General features: G+C 71.1%; 23 protein-coding genes. 6 read left to right on the top strand and 17 right to left on the bottom strand.

The window, feature by feature from the left end; all coding sequences use genetic code 11:
* The 6 genes from OHA64_RS35110 to OHA64_RS35085 all read right to left on the bottom strand — a co-directional run bounded on the left by OHA64_RS35110 (position 1) and on the right by OHA64_RS35085 (position 6,302).
* Complete coding sequence (locus OHA64_RS35110; RefSeq protein ID WP_405620088.1) at positions 1 to 399, bottom strand: OB-fold nucleic acid binding domain-containing protein; 399 nt, start codon at positions 397 to 399, stop codon at positions 1 to 3.
* A gap of 132 nt (positions 400 to 531) precedes the next feature.
* Entirely contained in the window at positions 532 to 1,248 is a 717-nt protein-coding gene (locus OHA64_RS35105; protein WP_405620086.1) for a response regulator, read from the bottom strand.
* Entirely contained in the window at positions 1,242 to 3,788 is a 2,547-nt protein-coding gene (locus OHA64_RS35100) for an ATP-binding protein (protein ID WP_405620084.1), read from the bottom strand. Before OHA64_RS35100 ends, OHA64_RS35105 begins: the two co-directional genes overlap by 7 nt.
* 609 nt (positions 3,789 to 4,397) lie before the next feature.
* A complete protein-coding gene (locus OHA64_RS35095) occupies positions 4,398 to 5,159 on the bottom strand; it encodes a DUF3710 domain-containing protein (protein WP_405620082.1) in 762 nt (253 codons plus the stop codon).
* A gap of 1 nt (position 5,160) precedes the next feature.
* Entirely contained in the window at positions 5,161 to 5,721 is a 561-nt protein-coding gene (gene dut / locus OHA64_RS35090) for a dUTP diphosphatase (RefSeq protein ID WP_405620080.1), read from the bottom strand.
* Positions 5,718 to 6,302, bottom strand: a complete 585-nt coding sequence (locus OHA64_RS35085) for a PaaI family thioesterase (RefSeq protein WP_405620078.1) — start codon at positions 6,300 to 6,302, stop codon at positions 5,718 to 5,720. Before OHA64_RS35085 ends, dut begins: the two co-directional genes overlap by 4 nt.
* Before the next feature lie 58 nt (positions 6,303 to 6,360).
* On the opposite strand from OHA64_RS35085, the gene OHA64_RS35080 reads away from it, so the two are divergent.
* Positions 6,361 to 6,822, top strand: coding sequence for a DUF3093 domain-containing protein (locus OHA64_RS35080; protein WP_405620076.1), 462 nt, complete (start codon positions 6,361 to 6,363; stop codon positions 6,820 to 6,822).
* Between the two features lie 17 nt (positions 6,823 to 6,839).
* On the opposite strand, the gene OHA64_RS35075 is transcribed toward OHA64_RS35080, so the two are convergent.
* The 4 genes from OHA64_RS35075 to OHA64_RS35060 form a co-directional block, all read right to left on the bottom strand.
* Positions 6,840 to 7,748: a hypothetical protein gene (locus OHA64_RS35075; RefSeq protein ID WP_405620074.1), complete on the bottom strand. Its 909-nt coding sequence runs from the start codon at positions 7,746 to 7,748 to the stop codon at positions 6,840 to 6,842.
* Positions 7,749 to 7,761: 13 nt separating this feature from the next.
* The gene (locus OHA64_RS35070; protein WP_005481602.1) at positions 7,762 to 8,058 is read right to left on the bottom strand and encodes a DUF4193 domain-containing protein; all 297 of its coding nucleotides are present in this window, start codon (positions 8,056 to 8,058) and stop codon (positions 7,762 to 7,764) included.
* A gap of 405 nt (positions 8,059 to 8,463) precedes the next feature.
* Positions 8,464 to 9,714, bottom strand: a complete 1,251-nt coding sequence (locus OHA64_RS35065) for a sensor histidine kinase (RefSeq protein WP_405620072.1) — start codon at positions 9,712 to 9,714, stop codon at positions 8,464 to 8,466.
* A 6-nt stretch (positions 9,715 to 9,720) separates the two neighbouring features.
* Positions 9,721 to 10,374 carry a response regulator transcription factor gene (locus tag OHA64_RS35060; protein WP_007385219.1) on the bottom strand — a complete coding sequence of 218 codons (654 nt, stop codon included), beginning with the start codon at positions 10,372 to 10,374 and terminating at the stop codon, positions 9,721 to 9,723.
* Positions 10,375 to 10,790: 416 nt separating this feature from the next.
* On the opposite strand from OHA64_RS35060, the gene OHA64_RS35055 reads away from it, so the two are divergent.
* Entirely contained in the window at positions 10,791 to 10,964 is a 174-nt protein-coding gene (locus OHA64_RS35055) for a hypothetical protein (RefSeq protein WP_166662679.1), read from the top strand.
* 150 nt (positions 10,965 to 11,114) lie between these two features.
* Here OHA64_RS35055 and OHA64_RS35050 read toward each other — a convergent pair whose 3' ends face one another.
* Both OHA64_RS35050 and OHA64_RS35045 read right to left on the bottom strand, forming a co-directional pair.
* Complete coding sequence (locus tag OHA64_RS35050) at positions 11,115 to 11,930, bottom strand: inositol monophosphatase family protein (RefSeq protein ID WP_405620069.1); 816 nt, start codon at positions 11,928 to 11,930, stop codon at positions 11,115 to 11,117.
* An 8-nt stretch (positions 11,931 to 11,938) separates the two neighbouring features.
* Positions 11,939 to 13,066, bottom strand: a complete 1,128-nt coding sequence (locus OHA64_RS35045) for a ferrochelatase (protein WP_405620067.1) — start codon at positions 13,064 to 13,066, stop codon at positions 11,939 to 11,941.
* 202 nt (positions 13,067 to 13,268) lie between these two features.
* Here OHA64_RS35045 and OHA64_RS35040 point away from each other — a divergent pair, with 202 nt between their 5' ends.
* The 3 genes from OHA64_RS35040 (at position 13,269) to sepH (ending at position 17,267) form a co-directional block, all read left to right on the top strand.
* A complete protein-coding gene (locus OHA64_RS35040; protein WP_405620065.1) occupies positions 13,269 to 14,507 on the top strand; it encodes an MFS transporter in 1,239 nt (412 codons plus the stop codon).
* Positions 14,467 to 15,786 (top strand): D-arabinono-1,4-lactone oxidase, encoded by a 1,320-nt coding sequence (locus OHA64_RS35035; RefSeq protein ID WP_405620063.1) that lies wholly within the window; start codon positions 14,467 to 14,469, stop codon positions 15,784 to 15,786. Before OHA64_RS35040 ends, OHA64_RS35035 begins: the two co-directional genes overlap by 41 nt.
* 434 nt (positions 15,787 to 16,220) lie before the next feature.
* Positions 16,221 to 17,267 (top strand): septation protein SepH, encoded by a 1,047-nt coding sequence (gene sepH, locus OHA64_RS35030; protein ID WP_405620061.1) that lies wholly within the window; start codon positions 16,221 to 16,223, stop codon positions 17,265 to 17,267.
* Between the two features lie 87 nt (positions 17,268 to 17,354).
* Here the strand turns inward: sepH and OHA64_RS35025 are convergent, their stop codons facing one another.
* Entirely contained in the window at positions 17,355 to 18,206 is an 852-nt protein-coding gene (locus OHA64_RS35025) for a sulfurtransferase (protein WP_405620059.1), read from the bottom strand.
* Positions 18,207 to 18,599: 393 nt separating this feature from the next.
* Between OHA64_RS35025 and OHA64_RS35020 the strand changes: the two genes are divergently transcribed.
* Positions 18,600 to 19,436, top strand: coding sequence for a VOC family protein (locus tag OHA64_RS35020; RefSeq protein WP_405620057.1), 837 nt, complete (start codon positions 18,600 to 18,602; stop codon positions 19,434 to 19,436).
* Here OHA64_RS35020 and OHA64_RS35015 read toward each other — a convergent pair.
* From OHA64_RS35015 to OHA64_RS35000, 4 genes are read right to left on the bottom strand one after another with little or no spacing between them, the layout of a single operon-like run.
* Positions 19,428 to 20,078: a thymidine kinase gene (locus tag OHA64_RS35015; RefSeq protein WP_405620055.1), complete on the bottom strand. Its 651-nt coding sequence runs from the start codon at positions 20,076 to 20,078 to the stop codon at positions 19,428 to 19,430. The two genes, OHA64_RS35020 and OHA64_RS35015, sit on opposite strands and share 9 nt — an antisense overlap.
* A 47-nt stretch (positions 20,079 to 20,125) precedes the next feature.
* Positions 20,126 to 21,328, bottom strand: coding sequence for an alkaline phosphatase family protein (locus OHA64_RS35010; RefSeq protein ID WP_405620053.1), 1,203 nt, complete (start codon positions 21,326 to 21,328; stop codon positions 20,126 to 20,128).
* Positions 21,328 to 21,924, bottom strand: a complete 597-nt coding sequence (locus tag OHA64_RS35005; protein ID WP_405620051.1) for a DUF5998 family protein — start codon at positions 21,922 to 21,924, stop codon at positions 21,328 to 21,330. The genes OHA64_RS35010 and OHA64_RS35005 overlap by 1 nt, the downstream gene beginning before the upstream one ends.
* 42 nt (positions 21,925 to 21,966) lie before the next feature.
* A complete protein-coding gene (locus OHA64_RS35000) occupies positions 21,967 to 24,804 on the bottom strand; it encodes a GNAT family N-acetyltransferase (RefSeq protein WP_405620049.1) in 2,838 nt (945 codons plus the stop codon).
* Positions 24,805 to 24,809 lie beyond the last annotated feature (5 nt).

Genomic DNA, 24,809 nt, shown 5'->3' with positions numbered 1-24,809 from the left:
CTACTCCCTACCGAGGGGTCTCAGTTCGTACTTCGGATTGAATAGCACCCGGCGGCCCCGGCTCATCGAGACCCGTCCGGAGGCGATCAGCTTGCGGCCCGGCTCTATGCCCACTATGGAGCGTCTGCCGAGCCACACCACGTCCAGGGCAGCGGTGCCGTCGAACAGCTCGGCCTCCAGAGCAGGAACTCCCGCGCGCGGCCGCAGGGTGACCGTGCGCAAGGTACCAGTAACCGTGACGACCTGACGGTCGTGACAGTCACCGATCCGGGTGCAGCCGGCGGTCGCGGCATCCTCCCGCAGTTCCTCGGACTCAAGGTCCTCCTGCGACGAGGAAAGCCGGTCGAGCATGCGCCGGAACCGGCCCACCGGCTTCTCGGAACGAGGAACAGGACTCATATCTGAAGCGTACCGGGGCCCACCGACAGCTACGTACCCGCGACCCCGCCCTTCGAACCGGGACCCCATCCCCGGCTCCGTGATGCTGCACCCCCCGGGGGACAACCCCCGGCCCCCCGGCCGACGCGCGGCTCACTTCTCGAACCGGTATCCCATCCCCGGCTCCGTGATGAAGTGCTTCGGGTGCGACGGGTCCGCCTCCAGCTTTCTGCGCAGTTGGGCCATGTACACCCGCAGATAGTTCGTCTCCGTCCCGTACGACGGCCCCCACACCTCCTGCAGCAGCTGCTTCTGGCTGACCAGCCGGCCGTCGTTGCGCACCAGCACCTCCAGCAGATGCCACTCCGTGGGCGTCAGCCGGACGTCCCTGCCGTGCCGCTGGACCTTCTTCGCGGCCAGGTCGACGGTGAACTCGTCGGTCTCCACCAGCGCCTCGCCCTCGCCGCCCCCGTTGGGCTCGGCGCGCCGGACCGCGGCCCGCAGCCTGGCCAGCAGTTCGTCCATGCCGAAGGGCTTGGTGACGTAGTCGTCGGCGCCCGCGTCCAGCGCCTCGACCTTCTCGTCGGAGGAGTGCCGTGCGGACAGCACCAGGATCGGCACCCGGGTCCAGCCGCGCAGCCCCTTGATCACCTCGACGCCGTCCATGTCGGGCAGGCCCAGGTCGAGCACCACCACGTCCGGGTGGCGGGCGGCGGCGACCTGGAGGGCGGTTGCTCCGTCGTACGCCGCGTCGACCTCGTACCGACGCGCCTTGAGGTTGATCACGAGGGCGCGCACGATCTGCGGCTCGTCGTCGATGACCAACACCCTCGTGGGGGTCTGGGGAGTTCCCCCGGTCACGCTCACCATGTCACCCGCCTTTCTGGTTCCACCGGCTGGAGTTGCGCCGGGGGCGATCCGGCCGCCCGGAGCGTGAGCACCATGGTGAGGCCGCCCCCGGGCGTGTCCTCGGCGTCCAGCGTGCCGCCCATGGCCTCCGCGAACCCGCGTGCCACGGCGAGGCCCAGTCCCACGCCGGCCCCGCGCGGGGCGTCGCCGTAGCGCTGGAAGGGTTCGAATATACGTTCTTTGGCCGCGTCCGGGACTCCCGGCCCGCGGTCGACCACCCGGACCTCGACCCGGTCGGCGATGGCGCTGGCGGACACCAGGACGGGCCGCCCGGCCGGGCTGTACTTGACGCCGTTCTCCACCAGGTTGGCCACCGACCGCTCCAGCAGCCCGGGATCCACCGCCACCATGGGCAGCGTCTCCGGGATGTCCAGATCGGCGCTCCCCTCGGGCACCCCGCCGAGCGCCATCGGCACCACCTCGTCGAGGTCTATCTCCCGGATCAGCGGGGCCACCGTGCCGGTCTGCAGGCGGGACATGTCCAGCAGATTGCCCACCAGGTGGTCGAGCCGGTCGGCACCGTCCTCGATGCCCTCCAGCAGCTCGGCCCGGTCCTCCTCGGACCACGCCACGTCGTCGGACCGCAGCGACGAGACCGCGGCCTTGATCCCGGCCAGCGGTGTACGGAGGTCATGGCTGACGGCGGCCAGCAGCGCGGTTCGGATCCGGTTGCCCTCGGCGAGCGCCCGCGCCCGGCCGGCCTCCTCCTGGAGCCTGCTGCGGTCGAGCACGACGGCCGCCTGGGCGGCGAAGGCGGCCAGCACCCGGCGGTCCTCGGCGGGCAATACCCGGCCGGTCAGCGCGAGCGCCAGGTGGTCCCCGACCGGAACGTCGACGTCCGCCTCCTCGGGCCGCTCCACGGGCCGCCCCGGGCCGACCCGGCTCGCGCAGATCCACGGGTCGACGTCGCCCGCCCGTTCCAGAAGGGCCGCCGACTCCATGCCGAAGGTCTCCCGGACCCGCTCCAGGAGCTCCTCCAGGCCGGTCTCGCCGCGCAGCACGTTGCCCGCGAGGAAGGACAGGATCTCCGACTCGGCCCGCAGTCTGGCCGCCTGGTGGGTGCGGCGGGCGGCGAGGTCGACGACGGAGGCCACCGAGATGCCGACGCCCACGAAGATCACGATGGCGACGATGTTCTTCGGGTCGGCGATGGTCCAGCGGTGCAGGGGCGGTGTGTAGAAGTAGTTGAGCAGCAGGGATCCGACCGCGGCCGACGCCAGCGCCGGGAGGAGCCCGCCGAGCAGGGCCGCCGCCACCGTCACCGCGAGGAACAGCAGCATGTCGTTGGCGAGGCCGAGGTCCACCCGGGAGAGCAGGACCGCCATGGCCGCCGGGCCGCCAACGCCGACCAACCAGCCCCACAGGATCCGGGCCCGGCCCAGTCGCGCGCCCCGGGTCACGGGCAGTCCGCGCCCCTTGGCGACCTCCTCGTGGGTGACGATGTGCACGTCGAGGTCGGGTCCCGACTCCCGGGCCACGGTGGCGCCGACGCCCGGTCCGAAGACGTACTGCCAGGTCTTGCGCCGTGAGGAGCCGAGGATGATCTGGGTGGCGTTCACACCGCGCGCGAAGTCCAGCAGCGCGGCCGGTATGTCATCGCCCACCACGTGGTGGAAGGTGCCGCCCAGGTCCTCGACGAGCGTGCGCTGCACGGCCAGTTCCTTGGGCGAGGCCGAGGTCAGGCCGTCGCTGCGGGCTATGTAGACGGCCAGCACCTCGCCGCCGGCGCCCTTCTCCGCGAGCCGCGCGGCACGGCGGATCAGCGTTCGCCCCTCGGGACCGCCGGTCAGCCCGACCACGATCCGCTCGCGCGAGCCCCAGATCTTCGAGACCCGGTGCTCGCTGCGGTACTGCTTGAGGTACTCGTCGACCCGGTCGGCCACCCACAGCAGCGCCAGTTCCCGCAGCGCGGTGAGGTTCCCGGGCCGGAAGTAGTTCGACAGGGCCGCGTCGACCTTGTCCGGCTGGTAGATGTTGCCGTGCGCCATCCGTCGGCGCAGCGCCTGTGGCGACATGTCGACCAGCTCGATCTGGTCCGCCCGCCGCACCAGTTCGTCCGGCACGGTCTCCTGCTGCCGTACGCCCGTTATCGACTCGACGACGTCCCCCAGCGACTCCAGGTGCTGGATGTTGACGGTGCTGACCACGTCGATCCCCGCGGCCAGCAACTCCGCCACGTCCTGCCAGCGCTTGGCGTTGCGGGAACCGGGGATGTTGGTGTGGGCGAGTTCGTCCACGAGGGCGACCTCGGGCCGTCTGGTGAGGACGGCGTCGACGTCCATCTCGGTGAAGGACCCGCCGCGGTACTCCAGCTCCCTGCGTGGGATCTGTTCCAGCCCGTGCAGCATCACCTCGGTGCGCGGCCGGTCGTGATGCTCCACGAAAGCGATCACGCAGTCCGTACCGCGTTCGACACGGCGGTGCGCCTCGGACAGCATCGCGTAGGTCTTGCCGACGCCCGGTGCCGCACCGAGGTAGATCCGAAGCTTGCCGCGTCCCATGGCCTCATTGTCTTCCGGGTCCCCGCTGACTGCGCAGCGTCGACCTTACGGCCGATAATCGCAACAAATGGGGTCCGGACTGGCCCGGAGGCCGTCTTTGACGCAACCCTGACGCCGGCACCGGCGGGGAGTCGGTCGCCCTGGACGATCTCCCCGGTCGGCGAGGCCCAGCAGGTTCGCGTCGTGCGTCGCGACCGGTGCGGTGCCCCGCTCACTGCGTACGACGGCCCTCAGCAGCACGGCGACCTTCTCGGCGGCTGCGAGGATCGGGACGAGCCCGAAGGACTGGAAGACGAAGCCGACGCGGTCCCCCTGCAGCGCGAGGAGACCGTCCTCGCCCAGCTCCGCGAGGTCGCCCGTCGACCGAGACCCGGCCCGCGCCGGGCCTGTCGAGTCCGCCGACGATGTTCAGGAGCGTGGTCCTGCCGGACCGGGCCGCCCCTGAGAGGCGATCCCTTGTCCCGATATCACGGGCGACGCCCGGCACTTCAACGCTTCGGGGAAGCACGCGGTTCCCGCGCGAAAAGGGCCGCACCCCCGTGGGAATGCGGCCCTCCTTGGCTTTACGAGGGACCCGACGACCCGGCCCTCAGCATGGCGCTATGAGGCTCAGCGCACCTCGGTGATCTCCGGGCCGCGCTGCAGCTGACCCATGCCACCGGAGAAGCGGGAGCCCTCCTCCTGCTGGACGCCTTCGGGAACCATCTGGGCGTCGTTCGGCAGCTTCAGGACGATCGGGTCGCGGGGCGCCATCGGGCCCTCGCCGCGGACCACGACCGTGTCCCGGAAGATCTGCTCCAGCAGACCGGCCGCCTGCGGCTGTACCGCACCCTGGCCCGAGATCACCCCACGCAGGAACCAGCGGGCACCGTCCACACCGACGAACCGCACCACCTGGTAACCGCCCGTGCCGTCCGGCAGCTGCACCGGCACCTGCGCACGCAGCTCCCAGCCCAGCGGACCCTCGACCTCGTCGACGATGCCGCCCTGCTGGGTGATACCGGAACCGATCTCCTCGCGCACCTCGCCCCAGATGCCCTCGCGCTTGGGCGCGGCAAAGGCCTGCAACTGGATGGCGCTGTCGCGCAGCACGACGGTCGCCGCGACGATCGCGTCGCCCGCGACCTCGACCCGCAGCTCCATGCCTTCGACGCCCGGCACGAACAGACCGCCCAGGTCCACCCGGCCCTCGGCCGGGTCACGGACCTCGGAGCTGTCCCACGGCCCGTCCGGCCGCGGTTCCGGTTCGAGCCGCACGCGCTCACGCGTGTCCTCTGCCTCGTCCGCCTCAGCGTCGACACTGTCGACGACCTGCTCGGCCTCGCCGGCCGCGTCCTCGGCGGCACCCTTCTTCTTGCGACGTCCGAACACGTCACTGTCCTTCCCGGTCGGATACGACCGAAGCGTATCGATTCCCACCCGTCGCGCCGCCCACGGCGGCATGACCGCTTGTGCCGCTCCCGTCGTCCACCGCGGCATGGCCTCCGGTGGACCCGAAGCCCCCCTCGGCCCGTGCCGAGCCGGGAAGCTCCGCGACCTCCTGGAAGCGGACCCTCTCGACCTGCTGGACGACCAGTTGGGCAATCCGGTCGAAGCGCTCGAACCGCACGGACTCGCGCGGGTCGAGATTCACCACGATCACCTTGATCTCCCCACGGTACCCGGCATCAACCGTCCCCGGGGCATTCACGAGAGCGACACCGCAGCGGGCGGCGAGACCGGAACGCGGGTGCACGAACGCCGCGTACCCCTCCGGGAGCGCGACAGACACTCCGGTGGGCAGCACGACTCGCTCGCCCGGCTTCAGTTCACAGCTCTCGGTGGTGCGCAGATCGGCTCCCGCGTCACCAGGATGTGCGTACGCCGGAAGCGGTACATCGGGGTCCACGCGCCGGATCAGCACGGCGAGTTCTTGACGGGGCTCACGGCTCACGGGTTCACCTCGAAGGCCCGGGCACGCCGGGTCTGGTCCGGGTCGTTCATGGCGGCCCGGATCTCCTCCGGGCGGCCGTTGTCGACGAAGTGGTCGACCTTCACCTCGATGAAGAGGGCGTCGGCCCGGATGGCGACGGGGCCGTCGGGGCCGCCGATCCGACCGGTGGCGGCGGAGTAGATCTTCCGCCCGGCCACGGCCGTCACCTCGGCCTCCAGGTGCAGCACGGTGTCCACCGGGACCGGCCGCACGAAGTCGGTCTCCAGCCGCCCGGTCACGGCGATCGTCCGCAGCAGCCAGTTCAGCGATCCGAGGGTCTCGTCCAGGGCGCTCGCGAGCACGCCGCCGTGCGCGAGGCCCGGTGCTCCCTGGTGGGCGGGGCGCACGGTGAACTCGGCGGTCACCCGCACCCCCTCGCCGGCCCGCGCCTGGAGGTGCAGTCCGTGGGGCTGTTCGCCGCCGCAGCCGAAGCACTGGCCGTAGTGCTCGCCCAGCAGCTCACCGGGCGCGGGCGCGTCAGGATGACGCACCGGCCTCACGGCGTCGGCGGGCGGCTCAACAGCGGCGGAACTACGACTCACAGCCGCAGACCTTACCCGCGCGTCGGCGCGATCCCGACACCGTGCCAAGCTTGCCTTCATGCAGCTCTCCGCCGCCCCGTACGAAGAACGCCTCGCCACCCCCCGCACCTGGTGGTTGATCTCCTTCCTGGTCGGGGTCTCGATGGCCCTGATCCTGCTGCCCTTCGGCACCCTGCCGATGCTCGGCGGCCTGGTCGGCGGCACCGCCGCGGCGGCGGTCGTGGCCAGCGCGTACGGCTCGCTGCGCATCCGGGTCCAGGGCGGCTTCCTGATCGCGGGCGAGGCGAAGATCCCGGTGTCGGCGCTGGGCGACGCGGAGGTCCTGGACGCGGCGGAGGCGAGCGCCTGGCGCACGTACAAGGCCGACACCCGGGCGTTTCTGCTGCTGCGCTCCTACATCCCCACCGCGCTGCGTGTGGAGGTCACGGACCCCGAGGATCCGACGCCGTACCTGTACCTGTCCACGCGTGAGCCGGAGCGGCTGGCGGAGGCGCTGGAGGCCGCGCGGGCGGCGGCCTAGCACACCCGGGCGAGGCGTCACCCGAGCTCTTTCGGCACGTCCCCCATGGACAGTGGATCCGCCGGGCTCTCCAGCGGCGGCAGATCCGGCAGGGCATCCCACGGCACCTGCGTTCTGCGCAGGTCGGCCCGGATGCGCTCCGCGAGTTTTCTGGTGTCCCGGCGGTTCATGACCGCTCCGACGGCCGCGCCCACCATGAACGGCATCAGGTTCGGCAGGTCGCGCACCATCCGCTTCATGATCTGCTGCCGCAACTGCTGCTTCATGCTGCTGTTCACCGCGGTGCCGACGGACGACGGCTTGGTCAGGTCGATTCCCCGCTCCCCCGACCAGGAGTTGAGATACGCGGTGGAGCGCTGCTTCAGGCTGCCCGGCGGTCGAAGGCCGTAGACCTCGTGGAGTTCCGCGATCAGCTTCAGCTCGATCGCCGCGACGCCGGTGATCTCGGCGGCGAGTTCCGTGGGCATCGCGGGCGGCACCGGCAGCATCGCCGCCGCGCCGATTCCGGCTCCTACCGTCGCGGTCGCGCTCGAGGCGCCCGCCACGAGCTTGTCCGCGATCTGCTCGGGCCCGAGCCCGGGGAACTGCCTGCGGAGCGTCGCGAGGTCGCGTACGGGGATCCGCGGGGCCATGTCGATGATCCGGTCGGCGAGGTGTCCCACCGCCGCCTTGGCGCGGCTGCCGCTCTTGCGGATGCCTTCCCGGGCCTTGTCCCGGATCTCCGCGCCCCGCCGCCGTGCGACGGGCGCCGGGGTCTCGACCGGCGCCGGGAGGTCGGGCCTGCCGGTAGCCGGTTCGAGCGAGGCCGATCCCCTTCCGGATGAGCCCCGCTCGTCGTCACGCGCACCGTGCCGTCCCTCGGACGGCACCGAGTCCGCTCCCCGCGGGAGGAAGCGGCGCTTCCGGGGAGGGGTCGAGCCAGTCACGGCCGACCCGTCCTCAGTCGCAGTCGCGGCAGATCGGCTGACCGTTCTTCTCTCGGGCCAACTGGCTGCGGTGGTGTACCAGGAAGCAGCTCATGCAGGTGAACTCGTCCTGCTGCTTCGGCAGCACCCGGACGGCCAGCTCCTCGTTCGAGAGGTCCGCGCCGGGCAGTTCGAGACCTTCGGCGGCCTCGAATTCGTCGACGTCCACGGCGGAGGTCGACTTGTCGTTCCGGCGGGCCTTCAGTTCTTCAAGGCTGTCCGAGTCGACGTCGTCGTCGGTCTTGCGTGGGGTGTCGTAGTCGGTTGCCATGTCGCTCTCCCCCTCTGGGTGTCTTCGGTGTCTCCAGCGCACGTAACGCGTGAGAGGCCGGACTTGTGCCCGACCTGAGGCGGAGATTTTGCCTCACATCAAGGTCTGTTACTCAATCGACACCCAACCGGACTCCTGTTGAGTGATCGGGTTGGATGGCGATCGGGACCGTACACGGTCCGAATCCCGCACTTCAAAGGCGTCTCACCGTGTACTTCCCGTGATCAAGACCCCGGAAAACCCGGATTTTCCCGGCTTTTCGGCCATATCCATGATCACGGAGAGTAGATGGCCAGAAAATCGCCTCTGTGATCGATCACACACGGGGACACTCGATCAGCGCCTTGAAAATTCCGCGCAAAGCGAACATCCCCGTCTCTCGGTCCAGGTGCGGGGGTCATGATCTCAGACGGGCAGGGTCACCCGCATCACGAGCCCACCTCCTTCGCGCGGCCGAGCCGAGATGTGCCCGCCGTGCGCCCGGGTCACGGATCGGACGATGGACAGCCCCAGGCCCACCCCCTTGTCGCTGCCCGTCCGTTCCGTCCGCAATCGCCTGAACGGCTCGAAGAGATTGTCGATCTCGTACGCCGGCACCACCGGGCCCGTGTTGGACACCACGAACAGCGCCTGGCCGTGCTGGACCTCTGTCGTCACCTCGACCCAGCCGCCCTCGGCCACGTTGTACCGCACGGCGTTCTGCACGAGGTTCAGGGCGATCCGCTCCAGCAGTACGCCGTTGCCCTGGACGACCGCGGTCTTCTGCTCCCCGCGGATCGCCACCCCCTTGGCCTCCGCCTCGCCGTGCACCTGGTCGACGGCCTGCTCGGCGACCTCCGCGAGGTCCACGGGCTTGCGCTCGACGATCTGGTTGTCGCTGCGGGCCAGCAAGAGCAGACCCTCGACGAGCTGCTCGCTGCGCTCATTGGTGGCCAACAACGTCTTGCCGAGCTGCTGGAGCTCCATCGGCGCGCCCGGATCGGACAGGTGCACCTCAAGGAGGGTGCGGTTGATCGCGAGCGGGGTTCTCAGCTCGTGCGAGGCGTTGCCGACGAAGCGTTGCTGGGCCGTGAACGCCCGTTGTAGTCGCTCCAGCATGTCGTCGAAGGTGTCGGCGAGTTCCTTGAGCTCGTCGTCCGGGCCGTCCAGCTCGATGCGGCGGGACAGGTCCGAGCCCGCCACCGCGCGTGCGGTGCGGGTGATCCGGCCCAGCGGGGACAGGACCCGGCCGGCCATCGCGTAGCCGAAGGCGAAGGCGATGATCGCGAGGCCGAGCAGGGCGAGGAGCGAACGGCTGAGCAGGTTGTCCAGGGCGACCTGGCGCTGGTGGTCGATGCACTCGCCGATCGCGACGTTGAACTTGTCGAGCGGGACCTTGTTCACACCGTTGACCGCGCGGCAGTCCTCACTGGTGACGCCGATGTTCGAACCATCGACGATCTTGAACAGCGGTGCGTTGCCCGTGTTCACGGCCTGCGCCGCCAGCAGGTAGATGATCGACAGCAGCAGGATGCCGGCGATCAGGAACATCCCGCCGTACAGCAGCGTGAGCCGTATGCGGATGGTCGGGCGCAGCCACGGGAAGGGGGGCTCCGGCCTGCGGGGATCCCAGGTGGGCTTCGGAGGCGCCTGGGGCGGCGCCGGGGTCGCGGCCACGGGCGATCAGATCCGGTAGCCGGAGCCGGGGACGGTCACGATGACAGGCGGCTCGCCGAGCTTGCGTCGCAGGGTCATGACGGTGACGCGCACGACGTTGGTGAAGGGGTCCGTGTTCTCGTCCCAGGCCTTCTCCAGGAGCTGCTCCGCGGAGACCACCGCGCCCTCGCTGCGCATCAGCACCTCCAGCACGGCGAACTCCTTGGGCGCCAGCTGGACCTCCTTGCCGTCCCTGAAGACCTCCCGACGGTTCGGGTCGAGCTTGATCCCGGCGCGCTCCAGCACCGGCGGCAGCGGCACGCTGGTGCGCCGGCCCAGGGCACGCACGCGCGCCGTCAGCTCGCTGAACGCGAAGGGCTTGGGAAGGTAGTCGTCGGCGCCGATCTCCAGCCCCTCGACGCGGTCGCTGACATCGCCGGACGCCGTGAGCATCAGCACGCGGGTGGGCATGCCGAGCTCGACGATCTTGCGGCAGACGTCGTCGCCGTGCACCAGCGGGAGGTCCCGGTCGAGAACGACCACGTCGTAGTCGTTGACGCCGATGCGCTCCAGGGCGGCCGCACCGTCGTACACGACGTCGACGGCCATGGCCTCCCGGCGCAGTCCGGTGGCCACCGCATCGGCGAGCAGCTGCTCGTCCTCGACGACGAGTACGCGCACGTCGCTTGTCCTTCCTTTGTCCACCCGCGTAGCTTCTCGGCCCGCGCGGGCAGGGGTTTTCGGTGAGTGTGTTGACCTCCATCCTGCCCTTTTCGGCCATAAGTCGGCGGTAAGGCGGGTGAGCGCGACCTGAAGGACAGGTGTGAGGCTCGGGAATGGGAGATTTTCTCGTCGGGTTGAGGTTTCCGTGGATGGGAGCGGGGGGAGGACGGCTTTACACCCCGCGATCACGCTCTGCATGTGCCGTACCACCATGCGGCACCCCGCGTTCCGCTTCCGCAGAGTGGGCGTGGGTGTCCGGCACCGTCGCCGCCCAGCAGGGCAAGGCGCTGGGCATCTACTGGAGACGTGATCGCCCCTTCCGAACGGCACACCCCCGTGCCACCGACCCACGACCCAGGACGAGGGGGCGCAGCATGGACGCATTCACCGCAGGACTTCTGCAGCGCATAAAGGCGACCGAGTCCGATCTGACGCGGGCTCGCGACGAGGGCGACGACTTCCTCGTCGAGGTTGAGCAGGCCGAGCTCGACGACCTGCGCCGCCTCGCCGCCGACCACGGTGTGGAGGTCGGCGCGTCGCGCGTCTGATCAGCTCGCACAGCACAACAGCGGGGCCCCGGCGAATCCAGCGCCGGGGCCCCGCTCATTGCCTGCACCGTTGATCACGGGCCGGGTCGCCCACGAGGCGGCACCGGCCGTCTCAGGCGTGCCCGGTCGACTCAGTCGTGCCAGGCCGCCTCAGTCATGCCAGGCGCCGAAGTCCTCCAGGAGGCGCTGGAGGGGCTCGAAGACGCCGGGGGTACCCGCGACGGTGAGGGCGTTTGCGGGAGCCTCTCCAGGGCGTCCACCGGTCAGGGCGCCCGCCTCACGGGCGATGAGGTCGCCCGCTGCGAGGTCCCAGGGGTGGAGGCCGCGTTCGTAGTAGCCGTCGAGGCGCCCCGCGGCGACATCGCACAGGTCGACCGCCGCCGAGCCGCCGCGCCGGATGTCACGCAGCAGCGGGATCAGCTTCCGGGCGACCTCGGCCTGGTGGACGCGGACGTCGGTGACGTAGTTGAAGCCGGTCGACACCAGAGCCTGCTCCAGGGGCGGAGCCGGGCGGCAGGCCAGCCTGCGCTCGCCGTCCCAGCCGCCGGTGGCCCAGGCTCCCCCGCCCCGTACCGCGTGGAACGTCTCGCCGCGCATCGGTGCCACGACGACGCCGACGACGGTCTCGCCGTCCTGCTCGGCGGCGATGGAGACGGCCCAAGTAGGCAGCCCGTACAGGTAGTTGACCGTGCCGTCGAGCGGGTCGATCACCCAGCGGATCCCACTGGTGCCCTCGGTGGAGGCGCCTTCCTCGCCGAGGAACCCGTCGTCACGGCGGTGCTCGGAGATCAGGTCGGTGATCAGCTTCTCCGCCGCGATGTCCATCTCGGTGACCACGTCGATCGGGCTCGACTTGGTCGCGGCGACCGCGAGGTCGGCCGGGCGGCCGTCCCGCAGCAGGGTCCCGGCACGCCGGGCGGCCTCCTGGGCGACGGCGAGCAGTTCCGAGTGCAGGAGGTCGGTCACGGGGCTCCTCACGCGTAGGGGCTGTCGGCGCCCGCGGCGGCGGGACGGGGGGCGCGGGCCGGGCAGCAGCCGATCGGGCACAGGTTGTGGTCGGCGCCGAGCGCGCCCAGTGCGCACGGCGTGACCTCCTGCCCTCCCTCGACGGCGGCGCGCTCCAGGACCATGTCACGGATCGCGGCCGCGAACCGCGGGTCGGCGCCGACAGTGGCCGAGCGGCGGACCGGCAGGCCCAGCTCCTCGGCTTTGGCCCTGGCTTCCGTGTCGAGGTCGTACATGACCTCCATGTGGTCGGAGACGAAACCGATGGGCGCCATGACGACCGCCGGGGCCCCGGCCGCGTGCCGCTCCTCCAGGTGGTCGCAGATGTCAGGGTCCAGCCACGGGATGTGCGGGGCGCCGGAGCGGGACTGGTAGACGAGCTGCCAGGGGTGGTCGACGCCGGTGCGCTCACGGACGGCGTCGGCGACGAGCTGGGCCACGTCCAGGTGCTGCCGGACGTACGCTCCGCCGTCGCCGTGCTCCTCGACCGGGCCCGAGGTGTCCGCCGAGGCGATCGGGATCGAGTGGGTCGTGAAGGCGATGTGCGCGCCGTCACGGACGTCCTCGGGAAGGTCGGCGAGAGACTCGAGCACACCGTCGATCATGGGCTCCAGGAAGCCCGGGTGATTGAAGTAGTGCCGCAGCTTGTCGACTTTCGGCAGCTCCAGGCCCTCGGCCTGAAGGGTGGCCAGCGACTCGGCGAGGTTCTCGCGGTACTGGCGGCAGCCCGAGTAGGAGGCGTAGGCACTGGTCGCGAGGACCAGGATGCGGCGGCGGCCGTCGGCGACCATCTCACGCAGGGTGTCCGTCAGATAGGGCGCCCAGTTGCGGTTGCCCCAGTAGATCGGCAGATCCAGGCCGTGGCCCGCGAAGTCCTTGCGGAGGGCGTCCAGCAGGGCGCGGTTCTGGTCGTTGATGGGGCTGACCCCGCCGAACAGGAAGTAGTGCTGACCGACTTCCTTCAGACGTTCCTTGGGGATTCCGCGCCCGCGCGTCACGTTCTCCAGGAACGGGACGACGTCGTCCGGCCCCTCCGGGCCGCCGAACGAGAGCAGGAGCAGGGCGTCGTAGGGGGTGGCTTCGAGCGCGTCTGGCATGGGATCGATCCTGTCATCAGGTACTGACAGCCGGGAAACGGCGGGGTGACCACCCTGGTTCCCGGTGCGTCCGCCGAGCTGCGTCAGGTTCCCCTGCCTCGTAAGCTGTATCAGCGGTGTTCACGCCTTACTGAGCCCATCGCGTTCCCGCCCTGCCGAGCCGATCACCGAGCAGCCCCGCTCCCGCCCGACCGGAGACCCCGTGCCCAGCCCCTACCGCGCCCTGTTCGCCGCCCCAGGCTCCAGGGGTTTCTCCGCCGCGGGGCTGCTCGGCCGGATGCCGCTGTCGATGATGGGCATCGGCGTGGTCACGATGATCTCCCAGCTCACCGGTCGGTACGGCCTGGCAGGCGCGCTGTCGGCGACCATCGCGCTGGCCGCCGCGGTGGCTGGCCCGCAGGTCTCACGACTGGTCGACCGGTACGGACAGCGCCGGGTGCTCCGCCCGGCGACCCTGATATCGCTCGTCTCGGCGGCCGGGCTGCTGTTCGCCGCGCACTACGGGTGGCCGGACTGGACCCTGTTCGTGTGCAGCGCCGGCGTCGGCTGTGTGCCAAGCGTCGGCGCGATGATCCGGGCGCGCTGGGCGGCTCTCTACCGGGGCACCCCGCAGTTGCACACGGCGTACTCCTTCGAGTCGGTGATCGACGAGGTCTGCTTCATCTTCGGCCCGATCATCTCCATCGGACTGTCCACGGCCTGGTTCCCGGAAGCCGGTCCGCTGCTCGCCGCGGGATTCCTGGCGGTCGGCGTCTTCTGGCTGACGGCCCAGCGGGCCACCGAGCCCGCGCCGCATCCGCGCGCGCAACAGGACGTCGGTTCCGCCCTGCGCTCCCCCGGCCTCCAAGTCCTCGTGGTGACCTTCGCGGCGACCGGCGCGATCTTCGGGGCGGTCGACGTGGTCACCGTCGCCTTCGCCGAGGAGCAGGGGCACAAGAGCGCAGCGAGCCTGGTCCTCGCGCTCTACGCGGCGGGCTCCTGTGCCGCGGGAATCGTGTTCGGGCTGCTGCGCTTCAAGGGGCCAGCCGAACCTCGCTGGCTGCTGGGCGTGTGTGCGATGGCCGTGAGTATGATCCCCCTCCTACTGGTCGGAAACTTGCCGTTTCTGGCCGTGGCGCTGTTCGTTGCGGGTCTGTCCATCGCTCCCACGATGATCACGACGATGTCCCTGATCGAGCAGCACGTACCACGCGCGCAACTGACCGAGGGCATGACCTGGGTGAGCACCGGCCTGGCGGTCGGGGTCGCGCTCGGCTCCTCCGTGTCCGGCTGGATGATCGACGCCGCCGGCGCGCGGGCCGGGTACGGGGTTCCGGCGGTGTCCGGGGCCGTCGCGGTCGCGGTCGGTTTCCTCGGATACCGCCGGCTCAGCAGGCCGGATCCGCGTCGGGGAGGCACCGTTGAGCAGCACAGCGAGCGGGAAGAACGGCACGTGGCGTAACTGGGGCGGCAACGTCACAGCCCGTCCCGCGCGGGAGGTCACTCCCGCCTCGGTCGACGAGTTGGCGAATGCCGTACGCAAGGCCGCCGAGGACGGGCTGAAGGTGAAGGCCGTCGGCACCGGGCACTCCTTCACGTCCATCGCCGCCACCGACGGTGTGTTGATCCGCCCTCAACTGTTGACCGGAATACGCAACATTGACCGTGCTGCCGGCGAGGTCACGGTCGAGGCCGGCACCCCGCTCAAGAGGCTCAACATGGCCCTGGCCCGCGAAGGTCTGTCGCTGACCAACATGGGCGACATCATGGAGCAGACCGTCTCCGGGGCCACCAGCACCGGCACGCACGGCACGGGCCGCGAGTCGGGCTCGATCGCCGCGCAGATCAAAGGCCTGGAACTGGTCACGGCCGACGGCTCGCTCCTCACCTGCTCGGAGAAGGAGCATCCGGAGGTGTTCGCGGCCGCCCGAACAGGACTGGGCGCCCTCGGCATCGTCACCGCCATCACCTTCGCGGTGGAGCCGATCTTCCTGCTCACGGCCCGCGAGGAGCCGATGCCCTTCGACCGCGTCGTTGCCGAGTTCGACCAACTGTGGGCCGAGAACGAACACTTCGAGTTCTACTGGTTCCCGCACACCGGCAGCACCAACACCAAGCGAAACAACCGCAGCGCGGGCCCGGAGCAGCCGGTGGGGCAGCTGGCGGGCTGGTTCGAGGACGAGTTCCTCTCCAACGGCGTCTTCCAGGTGGCGCAGTGGGTCGGCCGGGCGGCGCCCGCCACGATCCCGACGATCGCCCGGGTCTCCAGCAAGGCCCTCTCTTCCCGCACCTACACCGACATCCCGTACAAGGTCTTCACCTCGCCACGCCGGGTGCGCTTCGTGGAGATGGAGTACGCCCTCCCGCGCGCGGCCGTGACCGAAGCGCTGCGCGAGCTGCGGACGATGGTCGAACGCTCCGGCCTCCGGATCAGCTTCCCGGTCGAGGTGCGCACCGCCCCGGCCGACGACATCACGCTGTCCACGGCGTCCGGCCGGGACAGCGCGTACATCGCCGTCCACCTGGTCAAGGGGGCGCCCTACCAGGCGTACTTCACCGCCGCCGAGCGCATCTTCACGGCGCACGAGGGCCGGCCGCACTGGGGCAAGGTGCACACGCGCGACGCCGCGTACCTGGCCGGGGTCTACCCGCGCTTCGGCGAGTTCACGGCGCTGCGGGACCGGCTCGACCCGGACCGTCGGTTCCAGAACGACTACCTGCGGCGGGTGTTGGGGGCGTAGGCAGACGAAGCCATTGGTTCCGGTGCGGACGAAGCCATTGGTTCCGTTTCTGATGATTGCGTGAAGTACGCCGTCTCCGCGAACCCGAAACCGCTGCGGGGCACCCGAGCACCGCCCGTCGGAAGAAGTTGGGCGGCGTGCCAATCCACGCAGGTGGCTCGAATGGAGTACTGTGGCGAGCCCTGGGTTCGGTCTCCCGCCAGGGCGTCCGCGACCTTCAAGGACCGCCGGGAGGGGGCTAGTTGCACAGGGTGACGGACTACGTCACTTAGCGTTGCGAATAGGTAACCGTGCCATAACGGCGATCCAGGGCCCGTGCCCGACACGCCGGGCAACTCGGCAAGGTTGTGGCAGGCTGCACCCGGGCAGGTCACACTCGACTAGCGGAAGCAGCGACGCACGTGACGTCGGCAGGCACCACCCGGGAGGTCCCCATGCCCGAACTGCGTGTCGTGGCCGTCTCCAATGACGGCACACGGCTGGTGCTGAAGGCTGCCGACTCAACGGAGTACACGCTTCCGATCGACGAACGCCTGCGCGCTGCCGTGCGCGGCGACCGTCCCCGCCTCGGCCAGATCGAGATCGAGGTGGAGAGCCATCTCCGCCCCCGCGACATCCAGGCGCGGATACGCGCCGGTGCGACCGCGGAAGAGGTCGCGCAGATGGCCGGAATTCCCGTGGATCGGGTACGCCGCTTCGAGGGTCCCGTGCTGGCCGAGCGCGCGTTCATGGCCGAGCGGGCTCGGAAGACTCCGGTGCGCCGACCCGGCGAGAACGCGGGACCGCAGCTGGGCGAGGCCGTCCAGGAGCGGCTGACCCTGCGCGGCGCCGAGAAGGACACCGTGCAGTGGGACTCGTGGCGCCGCGACGACGGCACCTGGGAGGTCCTGCTGGTCTACCTGGTCGCGGGCGAACCGCACTCGGCGAGCTGGACGTACGACCCGCCCCGGCGGCTCGTCCAAGCCGTCGACGAGGAAGCGCGCTCGCTGATCGGTGAGTCCGACGACCTCGCGGCCACGCCGGAGCCCAGCTTTCCCTTCGTACCGCGCATCGCACGACTGCCGCGCGACCGTCCGCTGGACCGCGCCCTCGACCGGAGCCTGCCGGCGCCGGCTCTCGAACCCGCCGACGAGACCGCGAGTGCGAGTGCGAGCGAACGGGACTCGCTGACCAGCCTGCTGGAGGCGGTACCGAGCTTCCGGGGCGACCTGGTGGTCCCGGAAAGCCCTTCCGAGGAGGCACCCGAGGCGGAGGAACCCGCCTCGGAGCCCGAGGCCGAGGAGCCCCCGGCTCCCGCGGCCTCGGCAGGTTCGGCCTACGCGGACGTCCTCATGCCTCGCTCCGTCGGCGGCCATCGCGACCGCCTCGTCGGCTCCACCGACCGCCAGGCCGAGGCGGACGGCGTCCGCCCGGGACGTCGGGCGGCGGTCCCGAGCTGGGACGAGATCGTGTTCGGCACGCGGCGGAAGAAGCAGGAGTAGTTCCTCGTGGAGCACACGCTGCACGAGGGCCGTACAGAACGATGGGGAGGGCCCGCGCCGGTCGGCGCGGGCCCTCCGGTCGTCCGCCTACTGGGGATCGGGCCCGACGGCCACCGGACGCGACGGGTCCGACGACCACTCCGACCAGGAACCGACGTACAGAGCGGCCGGGACGCCCGCGACCGCCAGGGCGAGTACCTCGTGTGCGCCGGAGACACCTGAGCCGCAGTAGACGCCGACCGTCGAGTCGTCGGACACGCCCAGCGCCTTGAAGCGGGCGGCCAGTTCCTCCGCCGGAAGGAAGCGGCCGTCTGCCGCCACGTTCTCCGTGGTGGGCGCCGAGACCGCGCCCGGGATGTGGCCGCCGACCCGGTCGATCGGCTCGACCTCGCCCCGGTAGCGCTCCCCCGCCCGTGCGTCCAGCAGCACTCCGGAGCGGGCCAGCGCCGCGGCCCCGTCCGGGTCGAGGAGGCCCACCGCGTCCGGCCTCGGCCGAAAGTCACCCTCGGCCGGTTCCGGCGTGTCCGTCGACAGTCCGTCGGGCCAGGACGGCAACCCGCCGTCGAGAACTCGCACGTCCGGGTGACCCGTCCAGCGCAGCATCCACCAGGCACGGGCGGCCGCCCAGCCCTGCCCGCCGTCGTACACGACCACCGGCGTGCCGGAGGAGACACCCGCGCCGCGCATGGCGGCGCCGAACTCCGTGAGGTCGGGAAGCGGGTGCCGGCCGCCGGTGCCGGGCGTCGCGGCGAGCTCCCGGTCCAGGTCCACGAAGACAGCCCCGGGAATGTGCCCGGCCGCGTACTCGGCCCGGCCGTCGAAGGACGGCTCCCCGGCGGCCTTGGCCACGCTCAGCTGCCAGCGGACGTCGAGCACACTCGGCGGGTTGTCGCCCGTCAGGTCGTCGGCGAGTTCGGATGCGGAGATGATGGCGTTCATGGCCACCATCCTTGCGCATCGGGTGGCCGCATCGTCCATGTCCGGCTACTCTGCTCGGCCGGGCAGACCCGATCACGAGGCGTACGGGATCGGGCACATGCTGTACAGCCGATCGCCACTCGCCGGCCATCGCCCGGTAACGGACGGGACGGCGCACGACGGGCATTCTCCGGACAGGGGAGCCGACGCACGGCGGCGCGCCCGGAGCGCGCGTTCGCGCGGGTGGTGCGAGCATCGGCAGGGGGCCATACGCATGGCAACCGTGGACGCGGACTCCGTACGCTCGCGAATCCGCACGCGGGAGCCCGTACGCACGGGGCATGCAGGCACGGCGCCCGGCAGAGCGGAAGCGACGCGGCACGGCCGCCGCGAGAGGCCGAGGAGAGAGCGACGATGACCGAGCCAAGGGGGTCGGCCGGCCCGCACGACGGGACGCACGCCCGACCGGTGCCCGGCACACCCTGCTGGGTGAGCCTGGTGGTGCACGGGATGGCGGCGACCCAGGACTTCTACGGTTCGCTGTTCGGCTGGGAGTTCCGACCGGGGCCCCAGCAGCTCGGTCCCTACGTCCGGGCCCTGCTCGACGGACACGAGGTGGCCGGCATCGGCCAGCTGCCGCCCGACCGCCACCTCCCCCTCGCCTGGACGCCCTACCTCGCCTCGGACGACGTGGACCTGACTGCTGAAACGGTACGGCTCTGCGGCGGCACGGTCGGGGTGGGGCCGTTGGACGCGGGGGAGGCGGGGCGGCTGGTGATCGGCTCGGACCCCTCGGGTGCGGTCTTCGGCGTGTGGCAGGCGGCGGGGCACCTCGGCACGTCCCTCGGCGGGGTGCCCGGCACACCGGCCTGGCACGAACTGCTGACCTTCGAGACCGCGAGCGTCGCCAAGTTCTACGAGACGGTGTTCGGTTACGAGGAGGAGCCGGAGCGTTCCGCCGACTCCGACTATGTGACCCTGCGCCTCGGTGACCGCCCCGTAGCAGGCATCCACGGCGTGGGGCAGGCCCGGCTCCGCGACCGGGGGCCGCACTGGATGACGTACTTCGAAGTCTCCGACACGGACGAGGCGGCCACCCGGCTCGTCGGCCTCGGCGGCCACCTCCTGGAGCCGCCGCACGACACCCCCCACGGCCGCGCGGCGACGGTGGCGGACCCGGAGGGCGCCCGGTTCTCGCTCATCCGCACCGCACGCCGAGGAGCCGACGTCCACACCACGTCGTCAAGCTGATGTGACCGGGAGCACGTCGGGGGACAACGCGCCGGCCTGGGCCGAAGCACTGGTCATCCGGCGGAGATGGTGTCGGCGGCACAGGACCTCGTAACCGATCTCCTCCACCGGGCGGTTGACGTCGCCCACGACCACCTGGGCGCCCTCGACCACCATCTCCCCGCCCACCGTACGGGCGTTGTGCGTGGCCCGCGCACCGCACCAGCACAGCGCCTCCACCTGGAGGGCCTCGATCCGGTCGGCCAGCTCCATCAGCCGTTGTGAGCCGGGAAAGAGCTTGGTGCGGAAGTCGGTGGTGATACCGAAGGCGAAGACATCGAGCCCGAGGTCGTCCACGACCCGCGCCAACTGGTCGATCTGCTCCGGCGCGAGGAACTGCGCCTCGTCGACGATCACATAGTCGACCCTGCCGCCCTTGGACAACTGGGCGACCAGATACCCGTACAGGTCCATGCTCTCGGTGACCTCGACAGCCTCGGTGACCAGGCCAAGTCGCGAGGACAGCTTCCCCTCACCCGCCCGGTCGTCCCGGGTGAAGATCACGCCCTGAAGTCCCCGGGCTGAGCGGTTATGTCCGATCTGGAGCGCCAGAGTGCTCTTCCCGCAGTCCATCGTTCCGGAGAAGAACACCAGCTCGGGCATGGCGAGTCGAACACCTTTCGTTCGGGAAGGAGGTGGGCCTGAAGCCCTCAGGAGCGTACTTCGAGCAGCGGAACCAGTTGCTCGGCAGGGGTCATCGAACCGTGGTTGCCGACCATCGCCGACTCCTTGGGCTCCCGCTCCGAGGCGATGATCAGGACGTCGTCACGGGCAGCGGCCACCACGTCACCGAGACGGTCGTACACGCGTCGCTCGACCTGGTCCGACGGCCCGAACCAGCCCGCAGCGATCGCCTCGTCCCGCGAGGCCACCCAGAACTGCTCGCCGAGCACCTCGCGCCAGCAGGTCAGGACGTCGCTCTCGGCACCCGGGACCGCGTAGACATGGCGGGCGCGGCCCTCGCCGCCCAGCAGGGCGACCCCGGCGCGCAGTTCCCAGTCCTCGTCGAAGTCGATGCGGTGCTGCTCGTCGAAGGGGACGTCGATCATGCCGTGGTCGGCGGTGACGTACAGCGCGGTGCGCGGCGGCAGTTGCTCGGCCAGCCGCTGGACCAGCCGGTCGACGTACATCAGCCGGCCGCGCCAGGTGTCGGAGTCGATGCCGAAGCGGTGGCCGGCGCCGTCGACCTCGGCGTAGTACGTGTAGACCAGGGAGCGGTCGCCCGCGGCCAGTTGCTGGGCCGCGAGGTCCATGCGCTCCTCACCGGTCGACCGGCCGTGGAACGTGCCGCCGCTGAGCGCGACCTTGGTCAGCGGGGTGCTCTCGAAGGTGGGGGCCGAGACCTGGGCCGCGTGCACACCCGCCCGGTCGGCCAGCTGGAAGACCGTCGGGTGCGGCTGCCAGGCCCCTGGCGCCGTCCACGGCTGCCAGCGCAACTGGTTCATCAGCTCGCCGGTGGCCGGATTGCGCACGGTGTAGCCGGGCAGACCGTGGGCGCCCGGCGGCAGTCCGGTGCCGACGGAGGCGAGGGAGGTGGCGGTGGTCGCCGGGAAGCCGGTGGTGAGCGGACGGCCGGTGCCGCCGCGCGAGCTGCCGAGGAGCGAGGTCATGAAGGGCGCCTCGTCCGGGTGCGCCCTCAATTGCTCCCAGCCGAGCCCGTCGATCAGGAACACGCAGTTCCGGTCGGCGGGGGTCAACTCGGGGAGGGTCGCGGTCGTTCCGGGTACGGCCATGCCCGCGGCCAGGGTGGGCAGCAGGTCGGCCAGGGATCCGCTGCCGTACGCGGGGACGGGTGCGGAGTCGAGGGCGAGTGGTTCCGGATGGTGGTCCCAGGCGGAGGCGGGATGCGCCATCAGCGGGTGACGTCCGCGGTCGCCTCGGAGATGGCCTGGGCGAAGACGAGCGCCTGACGCACCGTCTCCGGACCGTCCCCGGCCTCGCTGACCCGCAGGCTCAGGTCGTCCGCCGTGGAGCTTCCGGTGTAGCCGTGGTCGGCCTCGCAGTTGGGGTCGCCGCAGGCGGCGGGCTCCAGGTCGATCCGGGAGACAGCGCCCCAGCCGATGGTCAGTACGACCTCGCGGGGCAGAGAGCCGGGCTGGTACTGCTCGGGGTTCGCGACCACGCGGCTGACCACGACCGACGAGATCCGGTTGAGCTTCACGGACTCGGTGGAGGTGGTGGCGTAAGGCGTCGGGGAGGTGCTGTCCGCGGCCTGCTCGTCGGTGTGGCTGACGATGAAGCGGTTGCCGGTGAGGACCAGCACGGTCACGTGCCGCCGCACCTCGTTCTGGTCGAACGTCGTCTCCTGATGGACCAGGTACGACCGCATGGGCTCGCCGCCCACAGCGGCCTCCACCGCCTCGGCCACGAGGGCCGGGTAGTAGCCGCTGCGCTCGATCGCCGTTCGCAGCCCCTGGGTCGTCGTACTGGTCTTGGCCATGACGTCCATCCTACGGTGGCCCACTGACTGCGAGGCACGCTCCGGGCGGTCTCAGTAGGCGGGGAGTGTACGCGGGCCGAGGTCGTCCCGGGCCGGCGGTGGCGCCAGTCGCACGGAGGCTCCGAGAACGCTCAGGCCGCGCTGGGCGACGACCACGGGCTCAAGGGTGATGGCGACGACCTCGGGGTGGTCGTCGACCAGCCGCGACACCCGCGGCAGCAGTTCCTCCAGGGCGGGAGTGTCGACGGGCGTGGAACCGCGCCAGCCGAACAGGAGGGGCGCCGTCCGGATGGACCGGACCAGCGAGGAGGCCTCCCGGTCGGTGACCGGGACCAGCCGGTGCGCCATGTCCCCGAGCAGCTGGGAGGCGGCGCCGGCGAGACCGAACGACAGCACGGCGCCCGCCGCCGGGTCGATCACGGCCCTGACAACGGTGTCGACTCCCCGCGGTGCCATGCCCTGCACCACCGGCCGCAGTTCCTCCGGCTTCCCGAAGATCTCGGTCAGTTCGGCGTACGCGCGCCGCAGTTGCTCCTCGTCGGCGAGATCCAGCCGTACGCCGCCCAGGTCGGCGCGGTGCCTGAGGTGCGGGGCGGTCGCCTTGAGGGCCACCGGGTAGCCGAGGGTGCCGGCGGACCGGACCGCTTCATCGGGGGTGGAGGCGCGCAGGGCCCGGTGCACCCGCACGCCGTACTTCCCGAGCAGGTCGCAGGTCTCGTCGGTGCCGAGTGTGAGCCCCTGCCCGTGCGCGAGAAGCCCGCCGATCAGTTCGGCGGCCCCCTTCTCGTCGATGTCCTCGTACTCGGGCACCCTGCCGGGCTCGGCGGCGTCCCGCCGCCACTGCGCGTACCGGACCACTTCGGAGAGCGCCCGGACGGCACGTTCGGCGGCGGGGTAGGCGGGGATGAGGCGCGAGCCGGTCCGGGGGGCCGGCACCTCTTCCGTCGACGACGTGGCCAGTCGGTCCAGCGGACGGAACGGGTGGGCGCGTACGACGCCTCCCGGTGTCGTGGAACCCGCCTGCGGTGCGGTGCTCGCCGCGGCCGACAACGCTTCCGCGAGTCCGCCGAGTTCCACGTGGACCACCAGCACCGGCTTGCCGGGGACCCGCTCTGCGGCGGAGCTCAGGGCCTCGGCCAGCGCCGCGTCCCCGACGGACCCCTCCCCCACCGCCGGTATGGCCGTGACCACGACCGCGTCGCACGCGTCGTCCGCCAACGCCCGCGACAACGCCCCGTGGAAGTCCCCCGGCGAGGCCCCGGTCGTCAGGTCCAGCGGCGGCAACGGCCGCAGTCCCTCGGAGAGGCATGCGTCGTACGTCAACAACCCCAGTGACTCGGAGTTCCCGAGGATCGCCACCCTGGCGCCGGTCGGCAGCGGCTGCCGCGCGAGCAGCAGTCCCGTGTCCACCAGTTCCGTGATCGTCTCCACCCGGATCACCCCGGCCTGGCGCAGCAGCGCGGACACCGTGGCATGCGGCAGCCGCGTGGCCCGTACCGCGTGCCCCTGCGGCGCGGAACCCGCGCCCTGGACCACGACCAGGGGCTTCGCCGCCGCCGTCCGGCGCGCGAGCCGCGTGAACTTGCGCGGGTTGCCGATGGACTCCAGGTACATCAGCGCCACGTCGGTGTCGGGGTCGTCGTACCAGTACTGAAGGACGTCGTTGCCGGACACGTCCGCGCGGTTGCCGGACGACACGAAGGTCGAGACGCCGCTCACCCCGGTGACTCCGCCGCCGCGCCGGTGGAGTCGGGACAGCAGGGCGATGCCGATGGCGCCGGACTGGGCGAACAGGCCGATCCGCCCCGGGCGGGGCATCTGAGGGGCGAGGGAGGCGTTCAGCCGTACGTCCGCCGAGGTGTTGATGATCCCGAACGCGTTCGGCCCGATGATGCGCATGCCGTACGCGCGCGCGTGCCGGACCAGTTCCCGCTGTCGCTCGCGGCCCTCGGGCCCGCTCTCGGCGTAACCGGCGGAGAGCACGACGAGCCCCTGCACGCCGTGCCGGCCGCACTCCTCGACGGCTTCGGGGACCTGCTCCGCGGGCACGGCGACGACCGCCAGGTCCACCGGCCCGTCGATGTCCCGCACCGACCGGTGCGCGGGCACCCCGTCGACGTCCTTCTGCCCCTCGGGCAGGGATTTGTTCACGGCGTGCAGCCGGCCCGTGAACCCGGCGTCCCTGATGTTGTGGAGGACGCTGCGGCCCACCCCGCCGGGCGTGCGGCCGGTCCCGATGACGGCTACGGAGCCGGGCGTGAGCAGCCGCTGCACGGAGCGCCCTTCGGCGCGCTGTTCGCGCGCGTACTGCACGGCGAGCGAGCGGTCCGTCGGCTCCAGGTCGAACTCCAGGCGAACGACGCCGTCCTCGAAGCTGCGCTTCTGGGTGTACCCGGCGTCCGTGAACACCTTGATCATCTTGGTGTTGGCCGGCAGCACCTCGGCGGCGAAGCGGCGGATACCGCGCTCGCGGGCGACGGCCCCGATGTGTTCGAGGAGGGCGGAGGCCACCCCGCGCCCCTGGTGGGCGTCCTGGACGAGGAAGGCGACCTCGGCCTCGTCGGCGGGGGAGGAAGCGGGCATGCCGTCGGTGCCGATGCGGTCGTAGCGTACGGTGGCGATGAACTCGCCGCCGATGGTGGCCGCGAGTCCCACCCGGTCCACAAAGTCGTGGTGCGTGAAGCGGTGGACGTCCTTGGCGGACAGGCGAGGGTAGGGCGCGAAGAAGCGGTAGTACTTCGACTCGTCCGATACCTGCTCATAGAAGCTGACGAGGCGATCGGCGTCATCGACGGTGATGGGCCGGATGCGCGCGGTACCACCGTCGCGCAACACCACGTCGGCCTCCCAGTGGGCGGGGTACTCGTGCCGGTCCGACGAGGTCTGCATGGGCC

It is taken from the genome of Streptomyces sp. NBC_00076 (assembly GCF_045041235.1).
Taxonomy (GTDB): domain Bacteria; phylum Actinomycetota; class Actinomycetes; order Streptomycetales; family Streptomycetaceae; genus Streptomyces.
The sequence above is the reverse complement of the archived record's forward strand: the minus strand, read 5'-3'. Positions and strand labels throughout refer to the sequence as shown.

Coding starts and splice junctions, on each gene's coding strand:
- OHA64_RS35105 (WP_405620086.1), bottom strand. CDS start 1,248: ATGGTGAGCGTGACCGGGGGAACTCCCCAGACCCCCACGAGGGTGTTG.
- OHA64_RS35100 (WP_405620084.1), bottom strand. CDS start 3,788: ATGGGACGCGGCAAGCTTCGGATCTACCTCGGTGCGGCACCGGGCGTC.
- OHA64_RS35000 (WP_405620049.1), bottom strand. CDS start 24,804: ATGCAGACCTCGTCGGACCGGCACGAGTACCCCGCCCACTGGGAGGCC.
- OHA64_RS35110 (WP_405620088.1), bottom strand. CDS start 399: ATGAGTCCTGTTCCTCGTTCCGAGAAGCCGGTGGGCCGGTTCCGGCGC.
- OHA64_RS35005 (WP_405620051.1), bottom strand. CDS start 21,924: ATGGACGTCATGGCCAAGACCAGTACGACGACCCAGGGGCTGCGAACG.
- OHA64_RS35025 (WP_405620059.1), bottom strand. CDS start 18,206: ATGAACGCCATCATCTCCGCATCCGAACTCGCCGACGACCTGACGGGC.
- sepH (WP_405620061.1), top strand. CDS start 16,221: ATGCCCGAACTGCGTGTCGTGGCCGTCTCCAATGACGGCACACGGCTG.
- OHA64_RS35020 (WP_405620057.1), top strand. CDS start 18,600: ATGACCGAGCCAAGGGGGTCGGCCGGCCCGCACGACGGGACGCACGCC.
- OHA64_RS35015 (WP_405620055.1), bottom strand. CDS start 20,078: ATGCCCGAGCTGGTGTTCTTCTCCGGAACGATGGACTGCGGGAAGAGC.
- OHA64_RS35080 (WP_405620076.1), top strand. CDS start 6,361: ATGCAGCTCTCCGCCGCCCCGTACGAAGAACGCCTCGCCACCCCCCGC.
- OHA64_RS35045 (WP_405620067.1), bottom strand. CDS start 13,066: ATGCCAGACGCGCTCGAAGCCACCCCCTACGACGCCCTGCTCCTGCTC.
- OHA64_RS35055 (WP_166662679.1), top strand. CDS start 10,791: ATGGACGCATTCACCGCAGGACTTCTGCAGCGCATAAAGGCGACCGAG.
- OHA64_RS35010 (WP_405620053.1), bottom strand. CDS start 21,328: ATGGCGCATCCCGCCTCCGCCTGGGACCACCATCCGGAACCACTCGCC.
- OHA64_RS35070 (WP_005481602.1), bottom strand. CDS start 8,058: ATGGCAACCGACTACGACACCCCACGCAAGACCGACGACGACGTCGAC.